Genomic DNA, 18,870 nt, shown 5'->3' with positions numbered 1-18,870 from the left:
AATGTCGGTGACCCTCCATGCGCCTTGCCATCGACAGTGGCAAACTCCTGTATGCACTTGGTGTCCTGTTCGCCGCGGCGGCGCTCCTGTATTTCGTCCGTGATGTCGTGTTCGACCTCTCGATAACGGTGAAAGCGGCGCTGCTGTTGCTTGGCTTTGTTGTGCTGTTCGTTGCAGGTGTGGCCCTCGAACGGGACGTGCTCGACGTCGTCGCCTTCGCTCTCAGCGGCGTGACCTACGTCGTGTTCGTCGGCTACGTCGTCGTTCGGTATTCGCCCGGCGAGACGGGCACGTTCCTGTTGCTCGCCATATCTGCGGGGCTGTTCGTCGGGCTCGGCTACGCGCTCCGGGCAGGGATTCCGACACCGTCACGGCGAACGGCGGCGGCCGCCCTCGGCGGCCTCCTCATCGTGAGCGCCGTACTCGTGGGAGCCGACGCGCTCAGCGGCGGGGTGACATACGACGTGCAGACAAACGAGTCGGTCACCGTGTCGGTCCCGGAGCCGGAGCAGAAAGGTGGCGAGTACCCGCCCGTCAGCAGGGAGATCGGAACGGTTGCCGCTTCGAACCCGTCACCGTTCCTGCGAGCGCTCGACCCCCCGACTGTCTCGGGCTGTCTGGTCGGACCTGCCGAGGACTCCCGGGAGGACGTGTGGGTGGACGTGGACAGGGACTGGGACGAAGATACGCTCGCTGGGTCGACCACGAAGTCCTACGCGATTACGGGCGAGTTCCGACTGGACACGAACCGTACCGGACAGGTAACGTACGCCGTCGAGCGAGACATCGACTGCAGCGCGGAGCGCTCCGAGCCGACGATAGCGATCCAGGTCGACGGGAGCGACACGTTAGACTGACTGCTCCAGTTCTGTGAGACATTCCTGACAGTAGGTGGCGTCTTGCATGTTCGGCGTGCCGCAGGTGCCACAGGTCACGACCGACATATTGGTTTCAGACAGCAGTGACACCCTGTCGTCGGTGAGGGCGTCGGCCGGCCAGTCGGGGCCGGTCGGCGACTGCTCCCGCATCTCGGTGCGCTGGTGGGCCTGCTGGATGAGTTCGTCGTCACGCATCGCTTCGAGGCCGCGCCACAGCCCCAGAAACAGCAGCGTCGGTGCGACGATGACGAACAGGCCGGCGATGACGCGTAACGCCAGTTCCACCTGGCTAAGTGGCATATGATAACAATGGGCTGGAGCGTCGAGTATCCTTCGCCGCATCCGTTGGCTCGCAAGCAGACAGGCCGCGTCGCCGCCTTCTTCCTTCGTCTCGCTGAAGGCAGGGTATGAGTGGCCCTATCGTAGCAGTCGGTGGCGGACTCGCAGTGGTCGTGCTTCTCGGATTGAGCGCGTTCTTTTCCAGTTCGGAGATAGCGGTGTTTTCGCTACAGAAAGACTGGATCGCACAGCAGGCGGCGACGGGGGAGCGACGGGCACAGGTGCTGCAGGAACTGTACGATAATCCACACCGCCTGCTGGTGACGCTGCTGGTCGGCAACAACATCGTCAACATCGCGATTTCGAGCATCATCACCGTCCTCGTCGCGAGCTATCTCTCCCCGGGGCCGGCGGTCGTTGCAACCACGGTCGTGACGAGCTTCCTCATCCTGATTTTCGGCGAAATCGTGCCGAAGGCGTTCGGCCTCGGCAACGCACAGGCGTGGGCGCTGACTGTCGCATCGCCGGTCCGAATCGTCGAGCGCGCCCTCTCCCCGCTTATCACGTTGTTCGACGGGATCACCAGTCGCATAAACGCCCTCATTCCCGTCGAAACCGACATCGAGAAGCCGTATCTGGACTGATCGTCAGTACTGGTACAGCGAAACGACGAAGGGGAGTCTATTGTACATCCAGATCGCCAGCGGCAGGCCGACGATTGTTAGAGAAAGCGCGTACGCGACGCCGGTCCAGACGCCACTGGCCCACCAGCCGACGAAGACGAACCAGACCGCGCGGACGAGCAGTGAGTGCTGCGAGCCGCCGTCACTCTCCGTGACGAGCCGGTCACGTCGCTTGAGCGTCAGCACCAGCGGGACCTTGTTTATCATCTTGATGCCGAACGGGAGGCCGATGATTGTGACGTTCAGGAACCACGCGACCGAGAGCCAGATACCGGTCACCCACCAGCCAACGAGCAGGAACCACACCGCCCGAACGAGGAGGGACCGCTGTTCACTCATACCTGAACCTACCCCGGCCGGCATGATAAGCTTCCTGTCCGAGGTGTGAGGACAGAAATCGAGCCAGTAACGGGAGATCCAGCGTTACGCTTCGAACCCGTCTTCGAAGACGAACGTCCCGTTCCGCTGGACGACTTCGCCGTCGACTTCGATGAACGAGTCCTCGCTCATGTCGACGATCATGTCGACGTGGACGGCCGACTCGTTTTGCTCGTTGTCCTCGCCGACAGTCTCGTCGTAGGCTCGCCCTACTGCCATATGAACGGTGTCGCCCATCTTTTCATCGAACAGCATATTGTAGGAGAACTGGTCGATATCGCGGTTCATCCCGATACCCAGTTCGCCGAGTCGGCTCGCACCGTCATCAGTCGACAGCACTTCGCTAAGGAGGTCCTCGTTCTTGGCGGCGCTGTGCTCGACGACCTCGCCACCCTCGAAGCGGAGGAAGACATCAGTCACTTCCCGGCCCTGGTGGTACAGCGGCTTGTCGAACAGCACCTCGCCCTCGACGCTGTCGGGGACTGGCGCAGTGAACACCTCGCCACCGGGGAGGTTCTTTTTACCGTAGTCGTTGAGCGTCTCGTTGCCGGCGATAGACATCGTCACGTCGGTCGTCTCTCCGGAGACGATGCGGACCTCCTCCGCGGGGTCCAGAATCTCGACCATCTGCGACTGGTGCTCGCGGACGGCGTCCCAGTCTTTGAGGACGGCGTCCCAGACGAAGTTCTCGTACCCCTCCGTGGAGGTTTGGGCGAGCTGGGCGTTCGCGGGCGCGGGGTACTGTGTGAGACACCAGGTCTTCGAGAGTCGTTCGTTCAGGAGCGGCTGCTGGGACTGCTGATAGGCGGCCGTCGTTTCGGGGTCGACGTCGCTGGTCTCGGTGACGTTGTCGCTGCCCTTGATGGCGATGTACGCGTCCATCTCCTCGTACAGTGCCTCGATGTGGCTGGGCGTCTCGAACTCGTCCCGGTTGCGGAGGTAGGCGCGGCGGAACCGCTCGCCGAGGCGATCCTGCACGACAAGCGGGTTCGCGCCGCGGTCGGCGGCGAACTCATGTAGCGCGGTCACGAGATCCGCAGCCTGCGGGTGGGCGTCAATAACGAGGTTGTCGCCTTCGCTCAGGTCGATAGAATGATCAACAATGACTTCGGCATGTTCCCGAATACGTGGGTCCATACAGATAGGCACCACCGACGGCCCCTAATCGTTACCCTCCCGGCTACTTCTTCTTGCTCTGCTGGAGCCCTTCTTTGAATCCCTGGAAGGTCCGCCGGAGCATCAGATACATGAAAAAGAAAAACAGGAGCACAGCAGCGAGGAGCGCGTACGTGAGCAGGTCAGCCATACCGGCGGTTGTCGAGCCGCCATCAAAGTCCTTTCGGGAGTCGCGCCTTCGGGCGTCTACCGGACGATATTGGAGGGTAAAATACGGGTTTGACCGATAGCTACAACGACCACTGTGCTTTGGCAAAGACTCATAATCCCATAGAACATACAGATAGTCATGTCGTTGCTGCCCTCTCGGGACCCGGCGACCCCGGACGCCGAACCCCGAGTTATTGGTGTCGACAGTGATGACGCGGACGACGTGCTGTCGGCACTCTCGGCAGAGACAGCGCGTAACTTACTGTCAGAGCTAAACAAGGAGCCAGCACCGCCGTCAGAGCTAGCCGACCGGGTGGATACGTCGCTGCAAAACGCCCAGTACCACCTGAAGAAACTCAAGAACGCCGGTGCGGTCGAGGTCGTCGACACGGCGTACTCCGAGAAGGGCCGTGAGATGGACGTGTTCGCGCCGGCCAACCAGCCACTCGTGATCTGTGCCGGTGACGAACAGGAGACGTCGGGACTGCGGGCGGCGCTAGCGAACATAATCGGCGGTCTCGCGATCATCGGCTTCGCCAGCCTGCTGGTCCAGCAGATATTCGGGGGCGGGCTTGGGTCGCTGTTCGGCGGCCCGGCAGTGTCGACCGGGAGTGCGGACACTGGAGCCCGGGACCCGAGTTTCTACGCCGAGAACGCGACTGTGACCGACGGCGGCTTCGAGGCTACTGCGGGCGCACTCGATACCGCCGCACAGGGCGGTGCCGAAGCCGCTGCTGCTGTGATTCCGCCGGGGTTAGCGTTCTTCGCCGGCGGCGCATTTGTCATCGCAGGGATGGCGGCGCTGTGGTATATGCGGCAGTAGCCGCGGATTCGATTCACTGTGACGTGAGTTTTGACGGAAATTACTGTGTTACTGTCTTACCGCTCGACGATAGCCGTCGAGATCGGTGTCCCGTCCGGGGAGCGGAGACGGACGCGAACGTCACCAGCCATCACGTCCAGTTCCGCGTGGGCCGGCTGGTAGCGCCGCGGGTCGGCGTAGCTCCCCGGGTTGACCAGCGTCCAGCCGCCGAAGTCGGCCAGTACGGGTTTGTGTGAGTGACCGACAACGACGATATCGGCCTCTTCCTGTCGAGCCAGCATCCCAAGGGCGGTTTCGGTGTGCTCATGCCCGTGAACGATGACGATGGTGAGTCCTTCCCAGGAGACGGTCGCAACGTCCGGGAGTCGGTCACGAACTGCCGGTCTGTCGTTGTTCCCAATAACGCCCGTCAGTTCGTTGCATTCAGCTCCGATGGCATCGAGGACTCGCTCGGTCGTGAAATCACCCGCGTGAAGAACGTGGTCGGCTTCCCGCACGGCATCGAGCGTCCGACCTGTTAGCCGATGGTCGTCGGTCCCGTGCGTGTCCGAGATAGCAGTGAGCATACCGGCAGTAGTGGAGCCAGATATAAATCCAGAAGCATTTTGCGTCACGGTCGTGACGGAAAAATAATGGCAGGGAGCAAATCAGTCGTCATCGCCGCACTGATAGCCAACGGCGCGATTGCGATCCTGAAGTTCTTTGGCTTCCTCCTGACAGGGAGTGCTGCGATGCTGTCGGAGACGTACCACAGCATCTCAGACACCGGGAATCAGGTGTTTCTGCTTATCGGGATTCGGTTCAGCGAGCGGGAGCGGGACCGTCAACATCCCTTCGGGTACGGGAAGGCACAGTTCTTCTACAGTTTTCTTGTCTCCGTATTCCTGTTCGGGATTGCCGGGTGGGAGAGCGCGAAACACGGCTGGAACGAGCTCATGGCCGGTGGCCACGGCGGCGGTGGACACGCCGGTGAGGCGGTCGAGTTCCTGTTTTTCTCCTTCCAGCCCCCGGCCTGGCTTGACCCGGTGTGGGTCAACTACACCGTCCTTCTCGGCGCGTTCGCCTTCGAGACGTACGCGTTCGTCAAGGCCCGTGCGGAAATAAAAAAACAGATCGACCGAAACGACTGGTCGGGCTACCGCGAGGCGTTCCGCAAGACCAGCGACGTGACCACGCTAACTGCGCTGACAGAGGACACCATCGCACTCACAGGGATCGTCATCGCGCTGGTCGGCCTGTTCCTCGAGCAACAAACCGGCAACCCCTTCTTCGACCGGATCTCCGCCCTGCTCATCGGGATTATGCTGATGGGCTTCGCCCTGGCGCTTGCCTGGGAGAACAAGCGCCTCCTGCTGGGGGAGAGCCTCCCGGCGGACGAGGAACAGCGCCTCCGTGATGTCGTCATGCAGAACGAACACGTAGACGAGATCATCGGCTTCCGGACGGTCTACTTCGGCCCGAACGAGGTCGTCGTCTTCGCGGACCTGCAGTTCGACCCGGCGCTGGACACGGAGTCGATAGACGACGAGATAACGGCGCTGGAATCGGCGATGCATGACGCCAACGGCGACATCAGGAAAATCTACGTCGAGCCGGAACTGTAAGGGTCGCTCTCTTCGAGCCACCACGGAATCGGGACGCGGTCGATATCAGTTGTTACCGTCATCGTCGTGTCGAGATCCGGCCGCTCCGGGCGCTGTTCAGTGTGTTCGACGTGTCTAATTATCCCCTGTCGGTCGACGTACAGCTGCGACCGCCCGACTCCGAATTCGTTCCCGGGCGTCGACGTCTTGACCGTCTCTGTGGCGGCTAGAACAGCAACAGGCCGGCCGCGCCACCTGGCCGAGTCTACCTTTCGATACGCAGTATTCGACAGGAGTTGGCGAAGCAGGTCAACTCCGGCCGGCGAGGCGACCAGCGACGTGTTCTCCGTTGCCGGCGTGGTAGCGTACGGCGTATCGGGGTCGTCGCGGACGTTCGTGTACACCGTCCCGTCAGCGAGGACCACATCGTCCGATATCGGACCGAACCGTCGCCGGACACGCTGGACGCCCCGTTGACGGTCGATCCAGACATCGAGCGTGTTCTGTGGCCCGGCCTGTTCGACATGGCGGTGGAAGCTGCGGGTCGCCAACGCCTGCTCATGACGCTCAAGCAGTCGGTCCACGTCGACCCTGCCGTCGCTGGTCGGAACCGGTACCGTCTCGTCCGGCGAGTCAGTGGGGACGGGCGCTGGCGTCACCGGGTCGCTGCCGTCCGTCGTCGAGCCGGCCGGAAAGACGCCGGAACAGCCCGCGAGAAGCGCGATACCGACGGCGAGCGTGACGCGCCACATATAGTTCTGGAAGGGCGCTCGTGGCAAGTAGCTGTGGGGGCGAACCCTTTTGACGGTGAACGGCCAATCGGGGCACGTGGCAACGACGGACGACGGCTACATGCGGTTTTTCCCCTTCGAGGAGCCGTACGACCATCAGCAGGAGGCGATGGGAACGATATACGACGCCCTCGATGAGGGCCGCGACGTGCTGTTCGAAGGGGCTTGCGGGACCGGGAAGACGCTCGCGTCGCTGGTCCCCGCGCTGGAACACGCCCGAGAGACGGGCAAGACCGTCGTCATCACGACGAACGTCCACCAGCAGATGCGCCAGTTCGTCGAGGACGCCAGAGCGATTACCGATCAGGAACGCCTGCGAGCGGTCGTCTTCCGGGGGAAAGGGTCGATGTGTCACATCGACGTGGACTACGAGGAGTGTCAGGCGCTTCGGGACACGACCCGTGATCTGGTGGAGGTCGAGAGCGATATTGCCGAACTCGAACAGCGCGAGGGGGAACTCCTTTCTGACGGCCAGGCTGGCAGCAGCGAAGCGATGGAGGCGCGCAACGCCGTCGTCGAGGAACTCCGGGACCTGCAGGACGAGCGCGAGGAGATCGAAACCGAGCGGTCGATCTGTGACCACTACTACCGGAACCTCACCGTCGACACCAGCGAGTTCTATTCCTGGCTGTTCGACGACGTTCGGACACCAGACGACGTGTACGAGTACGCCCACCAGCAGGGACTGTGTGGCTACGAACTGCTGAAAGAGGGGATGGACGGCGTCGACCTCGTCGTCTGTAACTACCACCACCTGCTCGACCCGACCATCCGCGAGCAGTTCTTCCACTGGATCGGCCGCGACCCCGAGGACATCATCGCCGTCTTCGACGAGGCCCACAACGTCGAGTCGGCCGCCCGCGACCACGCCCGGCGGACGCTGACCGAGAACACGCTCGACCAGGCACTCGACGAACTTGACGGCGAGGACGACGCCCGGACCGACGCCGCGGCCAACGTCATCGAGACGTTCCGGGACGCCCTCGTCGAAGCATACGAGGGTTCCTTCGAGTTCGGGGCTCGGGCGGCCGTCGACGAGCACTGGGACGACGTCACCATCGCCAACGACGACCGGAAGGACGACCTGACGCTTGCCTTCCTGCAGGGGTACACCGGCCCCGGCTTCCACGAGGAACTGGACCACGCACTGGACCTCGGGCGGGACCTCGACGCCCGCTACCAAGAGGCGTTCAAAGAAGGGGACCTGGACACCAGAAAGGAGTGCCAGACGCTGCAGGCCGCCGGCTTCATCTCCGACTGGCTCGACGAGACGGACGAGACTGGCCAGTACCCCGTCGTCAGCGTCCGCCGGGACGAATCGACCGACGACGTGTACGGCCGCGCGGAGTTGTACACCTGTATCCCCGAACAGGTCACCCGCGACCTGTTCGAGGACCTGCACGCGGCGGTGCTGATGAGCGCCACGCTCCGCCCCTTCGACGTGACCGAGAACGTCGTCGGCGTCGAGGACCCCGTGACGATGGCCTACGGCGCGCAGTTCCCCGAGGACCGACGCCGGACCTACGCCGTCGACGGCCCGGCGCTGTTTTCCAGCGAACGGGACGACCCACAGACCCAGCAGCGCATCGCGCGCACACTCGAAGACATTGTCCGCTTCACGCCCGGGAACACGCTCGTGTTCTGTCCCTCCTACAGCGAGGCCGAGCGCTACCACGACATGACCGCTGTGAGCGCGACCCGGTATCTGGACAAGCCGGGCACCCAGGCGCGTGACCTCCGGGAAGCCTTTACCGACGGCGACGACGGCGTTCTCTACACCTCGCTGTGGGGGACACTGGGGGAGGGCGTGAGCTACGACGGCGACGATGCCCGGACCGTCGTGGTCGTGGGCGTCCCCTACCCGCACCTCGACGACCGCATGGACGCCGTGCAGGACGCCTACGACGTGGCCTTCGGCGATAGTGAGGGCGACGCGGGCTGGCGCTACGCCGTCGAAATTCCGACAGTACGGAAAACGAGACAGGCCCTCGGGCGTGTCGTCCGGTCGCCGGACGACTTCGGCGCACGCATCCTACTCGACAAGCGCTACACGGAGGCCGCCGAGATGGAGATGCACGACTACGCCGTCCGCGGGACCTTTCCCCCGGAGGAACGCCGCGAGATGGTCGACATCGGCCCCGAGAAGCTCAAGTTCGCGATGCTGAACTTCTATCAGGACATGGACGCTTACGACGGGCCGCCGCCCAAGCCCTGATCCTCAGACCGCCCAGAGGTAGCTTGTCCCGGAGGTACAGGACAATCTGCTATGGTATCAGCGTAACTGCAAAGTCATCTGCTTATCGGTAGTCGATATTGGAATAGAGCTTAATACAAATCCTATATTTGATAAAATATAGGAGAGTACAAATGGTATTTGGGCTTATCGGACTGCTGTTCAACATCGTCACGTTTCCAGGCATACTCGTGAACGGAATCATCCAGGACGTATTCAATCAGGAGTACAGTGTCCCAGCAGCACGGTTAGCGGTCGACGAGAACGTAAATCTAGACGAGATCGAAAAGACTGAGGAGGCAATGGCGCGAGTATCACGGGTCCTCGCTAACGGGGAGGAGCCCGGTGAAGGCGAACGATTAGAAGAGTTCATCAATTATCATGCGGTCACGGAATACCGGACACTGTTCGGTGTCATCCTTGGCCCGTTTGTTGCCACCTCGATTCTGGCGCTAGTCTTGTTCACCGGTGCAGTCGGGCTGGAGATGATGGGTGCTGTCAGTGATGAGAATGGATTGCTCTGGTTCGCATCAATATACCCCGGGTTCGTGGTAGCCGCTCACGCCTTCCCGAATCAGGACCCGACAAACGCACTATGGGATCGATCTCGCGAGACCGGCAGCCTGCTACGGCTCGTCGGCTACCCGCTGGCGTTGGTATCAATGCTGTTTAGCCTGCTTGAGTTCCTGTGGATCGACGCACTGTACGCGCTCTTGCTGTACTGGGTCGTCGGGGTGCCACTCGGTGTTGTTGGCTGATCAGCCGAAACCAGATAGTCTGAAATCCGGCACACTAAATTCGGGGGAATAGTAGTTGTCTTCACTTTTCCCGGCACCCGTTCCACTTCGGAGATGACAGTCCTGCTGGGGCCCTATGTACACGGCTGATAACATAGCTGACAGCACCGAGTGTGCGGTGAACAACGAAAGTACGCTGGGATGAAGGTGTACCTCTACGTCGCCTGTGGTACTTTCGGCCGGAGGAACGCCGCGAGATGGTCGACATCGGCCCTGAGGAGCTCAAGTTCGCGATGCTGAACTTCTATCAGGATGTGGATGCCTACGACGGCCCGCCACCGAACCCCTGTGTCCGGGTGGCACCGACTGTTGCAGTTCGGTCCTGTCGCCCGGGTACGACCGTCTAGAGGTCCGGTTCGAGTTCGGTACCACAGTCAGGACAGACCAGCAGGAAGCCGTCGTCGGCCGGTTCCAGCGCGAGGACATCGCTGTCACAGTCAGGGCAAGGCTGTGCAACGCGGCTCTCGGTCGAATTCCTAGGCGCACCGAGTGCCAGCGCGACCACCCGGTCGCCGCTTTCGTTCCGGCCCTGCTGATACTCTCCGGGCGCGAACCGGACGACTTCGTGTGGACCGACGGTGACTGTCTCGCTCTCGCCGGCAGGGTCGGTCCGGTGTTCGAAAGTGGCTGTGCCCTCGACGACGTAGAACACCTCTTCTTGATCGAGGTGTGCATGTAATCCGCCCGAGAAGGCCTCGCCGGGGTCCAGCACATACCGGTTGATTGCGACATCGGTCGTGCCCAGCGGGTCCGCAAGCCCGCGTCGGTCAACGTCGCCACCCATCGCCTGTGGTTCAATTTCGTCGACGGAGACGTGCTCCATAAAGAGACAGTAGTAGGGGACACACAAAAATAGAGAGCCGATCGTTCGACTGGAAACCGGATGTTTTGAAACCCTCCACGCGAAACTCGCGGGCAATGCTAGTTGCCTTCGACTTCGACGGGACGCTCTCCGATTCGGAGATGACGGTCCTGCTGGGAAGCCAGAACGGGACGGCCGAGGACATGGCCGACATCACCGAGCGGGCAATGAACGACGAGATCGAGTACGCCGAGAGTCTCCGGCAGCGGTGTGCGCTGCTGGAAGGCCTCCCTGACGAGAAGGCCCAGGCGGCCTTCGACGAGGTCGCCCTGCGTCCGGGTGCGGCTGAGGTCATCAAGGCGCTGCGGGATGCCGGCGTCTACGTCGCCATCCTCACCGGCGGCTTCGAGCGCGGCGTCGAGGCTGCACTCGAAACGGAGGGGGTCGAGGTCGACGCCATCGTCGCCAACCGACTGCCAGTAAAAGATGGAAAGCTGACCGGCGAAGTACGCGGGCCGCTCATCTCCGGGACGAAAGACGACGCGATGGAGGTCGTGACGGCGGTCACTGGCGAAGACCGGGACACGACTGTCGCCGTCGGCGACGGAGCCAACGATCTGCCGATGCTCGAAGTCGCGAATCTGGCTATCGGCTTCGACCCGAAACCGGCCGTTGCCCAATCGTGTGACACGTCGGTCGAGACGATGGACGAACTGCACGAACTGCTGGAAGCCGAGGAAATCCTGTAGCGACGTCTTCGTTTTTGTCGTTCACTGGTCCGGTCTGTACGCTGCACTGTAGACGGAGAACAAACGGGGAGTGGCACGCTCCCCACGGATGCGAGCAATCGTTGTCGGACCAATGACAGAGTATGGTTGAGCATGAACCGACGCGTGCTCGCAATCAGCGACGGTTCGTTTAACACATAAACTCCTACCGTAATAACCTTGGCGAACGGGTGAATTATTACACCTTTCCAGCGCGCGTGTCCACAGAAATCCGATAGAATACTACGTATCAGTCAGTGAGTGGCCTGCCCGATTGCCTGGTCAAGGTCGGCCTTGATGTCCTCGACGGACTCGGTGCCGACAGAGAGGCGAACCATGTCGTCGGTGACGCCGGCAGCGGCCTTTTCCTCGTCCGTGAGTTGCTGGTGAGTGGTCGAAGCCGGGTGGATGATGAGCGTCTTCGCGTCACCGACGTTTGCCAGCAGCGAAGCGATTTCCGTCGATTCGACGGTTGCCCGGGCGGCGTCGTAGCCCGCGTCGAGTCCGAACGTTATCATGCCGCCGTAGCCACCGTCGAGGTACTTGCTGGCGGCGTCGTGCGTTTCGTGATCTTCGAGGCCGGGATAGGTGACCCACGAGACTTCGGGGTGGTCGTCGAGGAACTCGGCAACGCCCATCGCGTTGTCGCAGTGACGGTCCATCCGCGCGGGGAGCGTCTCCAGCCCCTGCATTGTCTGCCAAGCGTCGAAGGGAGACTGCTGGCAGCCCAGATCACGGAGGCCGCGGGCGATGGCGGCGTAGGTGAAGGCCGCGTCCTCGAATCGCTCTCGGAAGTTGACGCCGTGGTACGCTGGGTTGTCGCCGGCGATTTCGGGGTACTTGTCGGCGTGTTCCTCCCACGGGAAGGAGCCCCCGTCGACGAGAACGCCGCCGACGGTGGTGCCGTGGCCGTGGATCCACTTCGTCGTGGAGTTCCAGACGAGGTCGGCCCCGTGTTCGATTGGGTTACAGAGGTACGGTGTTGCGAACGTGTTGTCGACGAAGAAGGGGACGCCATGGTCGTGGGCGATCTCGGCGAGGCGCTCGAAGTCGGGCGTGACGAGCGACGGATTCCCGATGGTCTCACAGTGGACATAGGCCGTGTTTTCGTCGATGGCCTCGGCGTAGGCGTCGTAGTCGAGCGTGTCGACGAACCGCGTCTCGACGCCGTTGCGCGGCGCAGTGTGGGTGTAGTAGGTGTAGGTCCCGCCGTACAGCGACGACGCCGTGACGACGTTGTCGCCGACGTCCGCGAGCAGGAACGTCGCGAGGTTCAGCGACGCCATCCCGGAGGCGGTGGCGACCGCGCCGACGCCACCCTCCAGCGCAGCCAGCCGCTCCTGGAGCATCCCGACGGTGGGGTTCATCAGCCGCGAGTAGATGTGGCCCGGCTTCTCCAGCGCAAACTGCTTGGCCGCGTCTTCGGCGTCCTCGAAGACGTATGAGGTGGTCTGGTACAGCGGCGGCGCACGCGAGCGAGCCTCAGCGTCCGGCTCTTCCTGCCCGACGTGCAGCGCGTCGGTTTCGAATCCGTGATTTTGGTCGTCACTCATACTCTCTCCTTTTACCGGATGGGTCTTAATTGCGCCTCAATCGGTGAGGCCCGCCACTGCTACGAGATACCGGTGATTCTTCGCGCCGTTTCCAAACAGGTTCGGGTATAGTAGACCGAATGGAGCCGCTCTCGCGCTTCTAGAAGAACAAGTAGACGAGTTATCCGGCCAGGAGCGAGTGGTGCGACGACCGTCGCGCCCGAGCGACCCGGGGGAGGGCAGGCCTGCGTCAGTCACAGAGAGACACGATTGGGAAGCATACCGCTCGCCCATGGCGAGCGGTTTCCCCGGACGCGAACGAAGTGAGTGTCCGGCCTTTTTCACCCACGTTTTTGCGCCGAGTGGTGCGCTCTGCGCACCCGAGGCGGAAAAAGGTGGTTAGCTGAACTTCCGGACCGTCATATCCAGCGTATCGAGGTCCAGAATCGGTGCAAAGCCGGCATCGGGGTCGATGTTGACGCTCTTCTGGAATGCGGTCTGGGCCTGCCAACAGCCGGAGTTCAGCGCAACGACGTTGTGGTACTCGCCCCAGCCGAGCTTGTGGACGTGACCGGTGTGGAACACGTCAGGGACTTCCTCCATCACCAGATAGTCGCGGTCCTCGGGGGCGAGTCGGGTGTGGCCCCCGTACTGCGGCGCGACGTGGCGCTTCTTCAGGAGCTGGTACATCGCCTTGTGTGGCTCCTCGTAGCTGGCTTCCTCGTCCGGGAGTTCAGCGATGACTTCGTCAAGCGAGACGCCGTGGTACATCAGCACCGTGACGCCCTCAACAGTGACCAGCGAGGGATTGGAGTGGACCTGGGCGTCGTGGGCACTCATGATGTCCCGGAGCTCCTCGTCGAAGCCGGGCTGGGGCTCGGCCAGCCGGACGGCGTCGTGGTTGCCCGGGATCATCCGGATCTCCATGTCTCCCGGAACTTCCTTGAGATACTCCGAGAACGCGCGGTACTGGTCGTAGATGTCGATGATGTCCAGCTCCTCGTCCTGCTCGGGATAGATGCCGACGCCCTCGACCATGTCACCGGCGATGAGCAGGTATTCGACGGTCTCGGCTTCGGCGGTGTGGAGCCAGTCGGTAAAGCGATGCCAGGCGTCCTCCATGAACTCCTGGCTCCCGACGTGGACATCCGAGATGAGTGCCGCTTGAACGTGACGGTCAGCGGTCGAAGGGCTGTGTGTTCGGGGCACGTCCGGGAAGTACAGCGAGTCCACGAACAGGATGCCGGCGTCGTCGGCCAGCGTCCCCTCGACAGCGATGACCTCGTCCATGAGCAACTGCTGGACGAGATCGGCGATGGGGCGGTCTTTCATTACCAGACAGGGGAAGGTCCCGTTCGTGTCTTCCAGTTCGACGAGCCAGTGGCCGCTAGCAGTCGAGCGGATGTCCGAGACCATCCCGATCAGCGCCGCGTCGCTGCCGCCGCCCATGTTCTCGATTGCGTCGGTCGGCCGGTGGTTCACTCTGCCGCGGAGTTTGGTCGCCAGTTTCTCGTAGCGGTCCCGGAACACCGAGACGAAGTCTGAGTACTCACCAGTCCCAGTTGACTGGCCGGTCATGTCGTTCGCGACCTCGATTGCCCGGAGGGATGTGTCCACGTCCCGTGACCCCCCCGTTTCAGGTGGAGCGGACGTACCCGGTTCGGTCGGCGTGGGTGCGTCTGTTCCAGTTGAAACGGAGGGGTGTGGCTGTGTCGGAGCGCCGGAGGTTTCGTTTTTCGGATCTGGGTCAGTATTCGACTCGCTCTCGGTACTTTCTGTCGCTTCAACGACAGACTCCACGTGGTCGGTCGTCAGCTTCAGCGCTTCGTCGGGGAGTGTTTCGAGTGCGCGTTCCAGCGTCACCGAAGGATCTCGGGTGTCGGCGATGCGGGTCACCGCCTCGCGCTCCGCGTTGTAGCCGCGGCTCGCGAGTTCGCTGACGATGCGTGCCGGCGTCTCCAGAGGCACGTTCCACACTCAGTGTCTGCGGGCAAAAGGATAGCGGACCGACGGTCGTCACAAGATTGATACGCCACTATGGGCAATCCGAGATAGAATGGGCCGGGACGAATCGTCGCGTAGCACGCCACCAGACGAGACAGAGGAGTCTGTGGACGCCAGCCCGACGTTTCGCCTCGGCCTGTACGTCCGTGACATCGGTACGAGCGTCGGGGCGGTCATGCTCGTCGGGGCGCTCCTGTTTGCCGTCAGCGGGGTGTGGCCTCCGCTCGTTGCTATCGAAAGCGGGAGCATGGAGCCACACATCGACACCGGGGATATGGTGTTTGTCATGGACGCAGAGCGCTTCTCCGGACAGGAGGCCCGTCACGGCGTTGTAACGGCAGCGGAGGGGTCAAAAACCGGGTATCGGACCTTTCAGCAGCCCGGGGATGTCATCATCTTCGAACCCAACGGTAACGAGCAGCGGACGCCGATCATCCACCGGTCGATGCTATGGGTCGATGCCGGCGAGAACTGGTACGACCGGGCGAACCAGACGTACATCGGGAACGCAGACAGTTGCGACGAACTTCGGAACTGTCCAGCCCCCCACGCCGGGTTTATTACGAAAGGTGACAATAAGGTGACCAACACCAGATACGATCAGGTCACCGGAGCGAGTACCGTTGTCCGGCCGGAGTGGGTCATCGGAACCGGGACCTTCCGAATCCCACGTCTCGGGTACGTTCGGGTCCAGCCGTCCCAGCTATGGCACACCTCAGTGTCGATGCCGATGGGAGAAGCTTCAGTACCGGCGGCGAGCTGAGCAAACCGGACGGTAGTGTTCGGTCCAACAACAGAAAGTTGATTGGCCGCCTCCGAGTATTCGTGGTACGAATGGCCGGGTCAGACCGTCGGTCGTCGGACGGAGACGAAACCGAGGGACCGGGAGGGATGATGTACGTGGCCGATATCGTCAGTAGCGCCGGCTCAGTCCTGCTTGTCGGGGTGTTGCTGTTCGCCGTCAGCGGTGTGTGGCCCCCGCTCGTCGCTATCGAAAGTCCGAGCATGGACCCCCATATCAAGGAAGGCGACCTCGTGTTCGTGATGGAAGAGGAGCGGTTCTCCGGCCCGGACGATCACGGGGGCGTCGTCACCGCAGCGAACGACGACAGCTATCGGACATTCCAGCAACCGGGCGACGTTATCGTGTACGAGCCTGACGGCAACAGCCGACAAACGCCGATCATCCACCGAGCGATGCTGTGGGTCGAGGAGGGCGAGAACTGGTACGACCGGGCGAACAAGGACTACATCGGCAGTGCGGACAGCTGTGACGAGCTCAGCTCCTGTCCGGCCGACCACGCCGGCTTCGTCACCAAGGGTGATAATAACGGCCGGTATGACCAGGTCGGCTCCAACCCCATCAGCGAACCGGTCAAACCCGGCTGGGTCGTCGGGACCGCAGAGATGCGGGTCCCGTTGCTGGGACAGGTCCGACTCCAGTGGAACAAGGCCGGAGCAACTGATGTGGTAACGGACGAGGCGGGGCCGACGGTGACGAACGGGACAGGACCCACAGCGGCGAGCGGAACCGCAGCCGGATAGCTCGTCTCTCTCGAAGGGGATCGTTTCACCTGGAACGACGGAGGCTGTCGAGTGCGAATACAGTTCGCAGGTCAGTTGTCGAACCGGGCCTGAACGAACGGCTGGACGTCGTCGATATCGCCGAGTCGTGAATCAGACAGAAGCACCGCCTCCGTCTCTTCGGTTGGAACGGACAGGGAGATCTCTTTCGTCCGCCCGTACCGGCCCTTCGAGACGACGACGGCGTTGACGATACCGAGCATATCTAGTTCCGAGATGAGATCAGTGACGCGGCGCTGGGTCAGGATATCGGCGTCGATCTCCTCACAGAGGTTCTTGTAGATGTTGAACACCTCGCCGGTGTTGATGTTGTGGACGCCGTTCTTTTCCAAGAGAATGATCGCAAAGAGGACAATTTTCGACTGCGTGGGCAGTGTCCGAACGACCTCTACGACCCGATCGAGTTCGATCTTCTCCTGAGCCTGCCGAACGTGGTCTTCGAGGACGTTGTCCGTCTGGTCACGCTCGGCGAGTTCGCCAGCAGTCCGGAGGAGGTCGAGCGCCCGACGTGCGTCCCCATGTTCCTGTGCTGCGAAGGCCGCACACAGCGGGATGACGTCCTCGGTGAGCGCGTCGCCTTTGAACGCCACGTCCGAGCGTGCCTGCAGGATGTCCCGGAGCTGGTTCGCGTCGTAGGGCGGGAAGACGATCTCCTCCTCGCCGAGACTTGATTTAACCCGGGGGTCGAGGAAATCGGTGAACTTCAGATCGTTCGAGATACCCATAATCGAGACCCGGGAGTTCTCCAGTTCGGAGTTCATCCGGGAGAGGTTGTACAGGGTATCGTCGCCGCTTTTTTCGACGAGCTTGTCGATCTCGTCGAGCATGATGACGACCACGCGCTCGTGGTAGTCGACGGCGTCGAAAAAAGAACTATAAACCCGATCTGTTGGCCACCCCGTCATCGGAACTTCCTCGAACTCCGCCTTGTCGGCTTCCAGCGAGCTGATTTCGGTTTCGATGTCGTCGAGGGAATCGAACGCCGTCTCTTCGAGTGCAGCCGCGTTGTCGCGCGCACGTGACCGGAGATCTTCAAGTTCGGCGATGCGGTCGTCGATGAGCTGGGCGTTCTTGTCGATGAACTTGTTCGCGAGCTGGGCCAGTACGCGGTACTGGGTGTCGGTCACCTCGCAGTTGATGTACTCGACCTCACAGGGGACCTCGTACTTCTGTGAAGTCGTTTCGAGTTCCTCGCTGACGAACTTCGCGGACGCGGTTTTCCCCGTTCCCGTCTTCCCATAAATGAGGATGTTCGACGGCGTATCACCGCGCAAGGCGGTGACGAGAATCGTCGCCATGTTGTTGATCTGCTCCTCGCGGTGGGGGAGTTTGTGCGGCGTGTACGAGGGGCGGAGGACCTCCTTGTTCTCGAAAATGGGTTCCCCTTCGAGAAGGTCGTCAAACAGGCCACGAGACGCCTCATCAGAGGGATCGTCGGACCCGGCATCGAGGTTGTCGAGGATAACGTCGTCGAGATCGGACGGTCCGGTCGATGTCCCGGAGTCCGTTTCGACGTCGAGTTGCCCGTCGGACCCGTCGGCGTCGTTCGACGTCTCTGCTGTCGACGGGTCGGATGCCGGGGCTGAGTTGTCGCTTTCGTCAGTCATAGTCGAGAGAGTCCCCTTCGTTTCGTGTGGAGAGAGTAGGAGACACCGGAACAGAGGGAGCGAGGAGTGCGTTAGTACCGTTGTTAGTGAGCATCAGCGCTCTCCGGTGCGTCCAGTTGAACCACATGAACCGTACCGTGATTCGATATTAAATATTTCGGTACACTACCCATGAAACATATATGTTTATAATTTTATAATTCTACCGCATGAGTACTGTTGTCTTAAAGAGGACTATAGCTTCAGTCTCACTGGGGCCGGACGGACATGGAACGGCAGGACAGTGAGGGGGGGCGGAAGGGAGCCATGGAGTGATTCCGAGTGCTGGTACGCTATGTGAACATGAGTGATACCACGGAAGAACGGACTCGCAAGACAAAGCGACCGTAACGGGCCAACCCCCCCACCCCTTCGTTTCCGGTGGAACGGGAAACAGGCCCGGGGGGAGGGGGTGAGGGGACCGAGAATGTCCTCTAGTGAAGAGGAAAGATTTAAGATGCTATCTCATAAACCAAAGCCGCACTAGATTAAACAAATATCTAACAGGGGTTAGTGTACAGTTTTCTAGTGTCTAGACCGTTCTAACTAGTAGTATCACGAGTCGCGCCGATCTGAATAGTTGGTCCGCTCCCGATTTGACCGGTAATTCTCCAACCCCTCCCCAGGGGTGTACGTCGTTCCACTTGAAACGAAGGGGTGGGGGGCAGGGATGGTAAACCCCGATCCGAATCGTTTGGTTTCAGATGACCGGACTCCACCCGAACAGCCCCCTCTTGATCACATCCGCGGAGGCGCCCACACGC

At 61.6% G+C, this 18,870-nt stretch carries 20 protein-coding genes; 10 read left to right on the top strand and 10 right to left on the bottom strand.

The features are described 5' to 3' along the window. Positions 1-17: 17 nt before the first annotated feature. The gene (locus ACYJ11_RS06665) at positions 18-857 is read left to right on the top strand and encodes a DUF1109 domain-containing protein (RefSeq protein WP_461647176.1); all 840 of its coding nucleotides are present in this window, start codon (positions 18-20) and stop codon (positions 855-857) included. Here ACYJ11_RS06665 and ACYJ11_RS06660 read toward each other — a convergent pair. Beyond that, positions 849-1,178 (bottom strand): DUF7577 domain-containing protein, encoded by a 330-nt coding sequence (locus ACYJ11_RS06660; RefSeq protein WP_461647175.1) that lies wholly within the window; start codon positions 1,176-1,178, stop codon positions 849-851. The two genes, ACYJ11_RS06665 and ACYJ11_RS06660, sit on opposite strands and share 9 nt — an antisense overlap. Before the next feature lie 107 nt (positions 1,179-1,285). Here ACYJ11_RS06660 and ACYJ11_RS06655 point away from each other — a divergent pair, with 107 nt between their 5' ends. Then, the gene (locus tag ACYJ11_RS06655) at positions 1,286-1,801 is read left to right on the top strand and encodes a CNNM domain-containing protein (RefSeq protein WP_461647174.1); all 516 of its coding nucleotides are present in this window, start codon (positions 1,286-1,288) and stop codon (positions 1,799-1,801) included. 3 nt (positions 1,802-1,804) lie between these two features. Here ACYJ11_RS06655 and ACYJ11_RS06650 read toward each other — a convergent pair whose 3' ends face one another. The 3 genes from ACYJ11_RS06650 to ACYJ11_RS06640 form a co-directional block, all read right to left on the bottom strand. After that, a complete protein-coding gene (locus ACYJ11_RS06650) occupies positions 1,805-2,179 on the bottom strand; it encodes a YccF domain-containing protein (RefSeq protein ID WP_461647173.1) in 375 nt (124 codons plus the stop codon). An 84-nt stretch (positions 2,180-2,263) separates the two neighbouring features. Further along, complete coding sequence (locus tag ACYJ11_RS06645; RefSeq protein ID WP_461647172.1) at positions 2,264-3,355, bottom strand: aminopeptidase; 1,092 nt, start codon at positions 3,353-3,355, stop codon at positions 2,264-2,266. Positions 3,356-3,398: 43 nt separating this feature from the next. Beyond that, the gene (locus tag ACYJ11_RS06640) at positions 3,399-3,524 is read right to left on the bottom strand and encodes a DUF7859 family protein (protein ID WP_004590316.1); all 126 of its coding nucleotides are present in this window, start codon (positions 3,522-3,524) and stop codon (positions 3,399-3,401) included. 159 nt (positions 3,525-3,683) lie between these two features. Between ACYJ11_RS06640 and ACYJ11_RS06635 the strand changes: the two genes are divergently transcribed. After that, entirely contained in the window at positions 3,684-4,367 is a 684-nt protein-coding gene (locus ACYJ11_RS06635; RefSeq protein WP_461647171.1) for an ArsR/SmtB family transcription factor, read from the top strand. A gap of 56 nt (positions 4,368-4,423) precedes the next feature. On the opposite strand, the gene ACYJ11_RS06630 is transcribed toward ACYJ11_RS06635, so the two are convergent. Beyond that, entirely contained in the window at positions 4,424-4,933 is a 510-nt protein-coding gene (locus ACYJ11_RS06630) for a metallophosphoesterase (protein ID WP_461647170.1), read from the bottom strand. A gap of 66 nt (positions 4,934-4,999) precedes the next feature. Here ACYJ11_RS06630 and ACYJ11_RS06625 point away from each other — a divergent pair, with 66 nt between their 5' ends. Next, the gene (locus tag ACYJ11_RS06625; RefSeq protein WP_461647169.1) at positions 5,000-5,971 is read left to right on the top strand and encodes a cation diffusion facilitator family transporter; all 972 of its coding nucleotides are present in this window, start codon (positions 5,000-5,002) and stop codon (positions 5,969-5,971) included. Here ACYJ11_RS06625 and ACYJ11_RS06620 read toward each other — a convergent pair. Further along, positions 5,950-6,702 (bottom strand): hypothetical protein, encoded by a 753-nt coding sequence (locus ACYJ11_RS06620; protein ID WP_461647168.1) that lies wholly within the window; start codon positions 6,700-6,702, stop codon positions 5,950-5,952. The genes ACYJ11_RS06625 and ACYJ11_RS06620 overlap by 22 nt on opposite strands. A 76-nt stretch (positions 6,703-6,778) precedes the next feature. Between ACYJ11_RS06620 and ACYJ11_RS06615 the strand changes: the two genes are divergently transcribed. From ACYJ11_RS06615 to ACYJ11_RS06605, 3 genes are all read left to right on the top strand, one after another. Continuing rightward, positions 6,779-8,956 (top strand): ATP-dependent DNA helicase, encoded by a 2,178-nt coding sequence (locus tag ACYJ11_RS06615; RefSeq protein ID WP_461647167.1) that lies wholly within the window; start codon positions 6,779-6,781, stop codon positions 8,954-8,956. A gap of 152 nt (positions 8,957-9,108) precedes the next feature. Then, positions 9,109-9,732 carry a hypothetical protein gene (locus ACYJ11_RS06610; RefSeq protein ID WP_461647166.1) on the top strand — a complete coding sequence of 208 codons (624 nt, stop codon included), beginning with the start codon at positions 9,109-9,111 and terminating at the stop codon, positions 9,730-9,732. A gap of 236 nt (positions 9,733-9,968) precedes the next feature. Then, the gene (locus ACYJ11_RS06605; protein WP_461647385.1) at positions 9,969-10,118 is read left to right on the top strand and encodes a hypothetical protein; all 150 of its coding nucleotides are present in this window, start codon (positions 9,969-9,971) and stop codon (positions 10,116-10,118) included. On the opposite strand, the gene ACYJ11_RS06600 is transcribed toward ACYJ11_RS06605, so the two are convergent. Further along, positions 10,115-10,594 carry a cupin domain-containing protein gene (locus tag ACYJ11_RS06600; protein WP_188975751.1) on the bottom strand — a complete coding sequence of 160 codons (480 nt, stop codon included), beginning with the start codon at positions 10,592-10,594 and terminating at the stop codon, positions 10,115-10,117. The genes ACYJ11_RS06605 and ACYJ11_RS06600 overlap by 4 nt on opposite strands. Positions 10,595-10,659: 65 nt before the next feature. Between ACYJ11_RS06600 and serB the strand changes: the two genes are divergently transcribed. Then, a complete protein-coding gene (gene serB, locus ACYJ11_RS06595) occupies positions 10,660-11,322 on the top strand; it encodes a phosphoserine phosphatase SerB (protein WP_461647165.1) in 663 nt (220 codons plus the stop codon). 272 nt (positions 11,323-11,594) lie between these two features. Here the strand turns inward: serB and ACYJ11_RS06590 are convergent, their stop codons facing one another. Both ACYJ11_RS06590 and ACYJ11_RS06585 read right to left on the bottom strand, forming a co-directional pair. Next, positions 11,595-12,893: an O-acetylhomoserine aminocarboxypropyltransferase/cysteine synthase family protein gene (locus ACYJ11_RS06590; protein ID WP_461647164.1), complete on the bottom strand. Its 1,299-nt coding sequence runs from the start codon at positions 12,891-12,893 to the stop codon at positions 11,595-11,597. Positions 12,894-13,271: 378 nt separating this feature from the next. Then, positions 13,272-14,840, bottom strand: a complete 1,569-nt coding sequence (locus ACYJ11_RS06585; protein WP_461647163.1) for a DNA-directed DNA polymerase II small subunit — start codon at positions 14,838-14,840, stop codon at positions 13,272-13,274. Positions 14,841-14,928: 88 nt separating this feature from the next. Between ACYJ11_RS06585 and ACYJ11_RS06580 the strand changes: the two genes are divergently transcribed. Both ACYJ11_RS06580 and ACYJ11_RS06575 read left to right on the top strand, forming a co-directional pair. Continuing rightward, complete coding sequence (locus ACYJ11_RS06580) at positions 14,929-15,639, top strand: S24/S26 family peptidase (RefSeq protein ID WP_461647162.1); 711 nt, start codon at positions 14,929-14,931, stop codon at positions 15,637-15,639. Between the two features lie 128 nt (positions 15,640-15,767). Then, on the top strand, positions 15,768-16,421 hold the full coding sequence (locus ACYJ11_RS06575) for a S24/S26 family peptidase (RefSeq protein ID WP_461647378.1): 654 nt from the start codon (positions 15,768-15,770) through the stop codon (positions 16,419-16,421). Between the two features lie 71 nt (positions 16,422-16,492). Here ACYJ11_RS06575 and ACYJ11_RS06570 read toward each other — a convergent pair whose 3' ends face one another. Next, positions 16,493-18,067 carry a Cdc6/Cdc18 family protein gene (locus ACYJ11_RS06570; protein WP_188975741.1) on the bottom strand — a complete coding sequence of 525 codons (1,575 nt, stop codon included), beginning with the start codon at positions 18,065-18,067 and terminating at the stop codon, positions 16,493-16,495. Between the last annotated feature and the right edge of the window lie 803 nt (positions 18,068-18,870).

Source organism: Haloarcula sp. H-GB5, assembly GCF_054850705.1.
The sequence above is the reverse complement of the archived record's forward strand: the minus strand, read 5'-3'. Positions and strand labels throughout refer to the sequence as shown.

What these genes read in the sequence shown, in the direction of transcription:
- ACYJ11_RS06575 (WP_461647378.1), top strand. Translation starts at nt 15,768, where the DNA reads ATGATGTACGTGGCCGATATCGTCAGTAGCGCCGGCTCAGTCCTGCTT.
- ACYJ11_RS06570 (WP_188975741.1), bottom strand. Translation starts at nt 18,067, where the DNA reads ATGACTGACGAAAGCGACAACTCAGCCCCGGCATCCGACCCGTCGACA.
- ACYJ11_RS06640 (WP_004590316.1), bottom strand. Translation starts at nt 3,524, where the DNA reads ATGGCTGACCTGCTCACGTACGCGCTCCTCGCTGCTGTGCTCCTGTTT.
- ACYJ11_RS06630 (WP_461647170.1), bottom strand. Translation starts at nt 4,933, where the DNA reads ATGCTCACTGCTATCTCGGACACGCACGGGACCGACGACCATCGGCTA.
- ACYJ11_RS06650 (WP_461647173.1), bottom strand. Translation starts at nt 2,179, where the DNA reads ATGAGTGAACAGCGGTCCCTCCTCGTTCGGGCGGTGTGGTTCCTGCTC.
- ACYJ11_RS06645 (WP_461647172.1), bottom strand. Translation starts at nt 3,355, where the DNA reads ATGGACCCACGTATTCGGGAACATGCCGAAGTCATTGTTGATCATTCT.
- ACYJ11_RS06625 (WP_461647169.1), top strand. Translation starts at nt 5,000, where the DNA reads ATGGCAGGGAGCAAATCAGTCGTCATCGCCGCACTGATAGCCAACGGC.
- ACYJ11_RS06605 (WP_461647385.1), top strand. Translation starts at nt 9,969, where the DNA reads ATGGTCGACATCGGCCCTGAGGAGCTCAAGTTCGCGATGCTGAACTTC.
- ACYJ11_RS06610 (WP_461647166.1), top strand. Translation starts at nt 9,109, where the DNA reads ATGGTATTTGGGCTTATCGGACTGCTGTTCAACATCGTCACGTTTCCA.
- ACYJ11_RS06620 (WP_461647168.1), bottom strand. Translation starts at nt 6,702, where the DNA reads ATGTGGCGCGTCACGCTCGCCGTCGGTATCGCGCTTCTCGCGGGCTGT.
- ACYJ11_RS06655 (WP_461647174.1), top strand. Translation starts at nt 1,286, where the DNA reads ATGAGTGGCCCTATCGTAGCAGTCGGTGGCGGACTCGCAGTGGTCGTG.
- ACYJ11_RS06590 (WP_461647164.1), bottom strand. Translation starts at nt 12,893, where the DNA reads ATGAGTGACGACCAAAATCACGGATTCGAAACCGACGCGCTGCACGTC.
- ACYJ11_RS06600 (WP_188975751.1), bottom strand. Translation starts at nt 10,594, where the DNA reads ATGGAGCACGTCTCCGTCGACGAAATTGAACCACAGGCGATGGGTGGC.
- ACYJ11_RS06580 (WP_461647162.1), top strand. Translation starts at nt 14,929, where the DNA reads ATGGGCCGGGACGAATCGTCGCGTAGCACGCCACCAGACGAGACAGAG.
- ACYJ11_RS06635 (WP_461647171.1), top strand. Translation starts at nt 3,684, where the DNA reads ATGTCGTTGCTGCCCTCTCGGGACCCGGCGACCCCGGACGCCGAACCC.
- ACYJ11_RS06665 (WP_461647176.1), top strand. Translation starts at nt 18, where the DNA reads ATGCGCCTTGCCATCGACAGTGGCAAACTCCTGTATGCACTTGGTGTC.
- ACYJ11_RS06660 (WP_461647175.1), bottom strand. Translation starts at nt 1,178, where the DNA reads ATGCCACTTAGCCAGGTGGAACTGGCGTTACGCGTCATCGCCGGCCTG.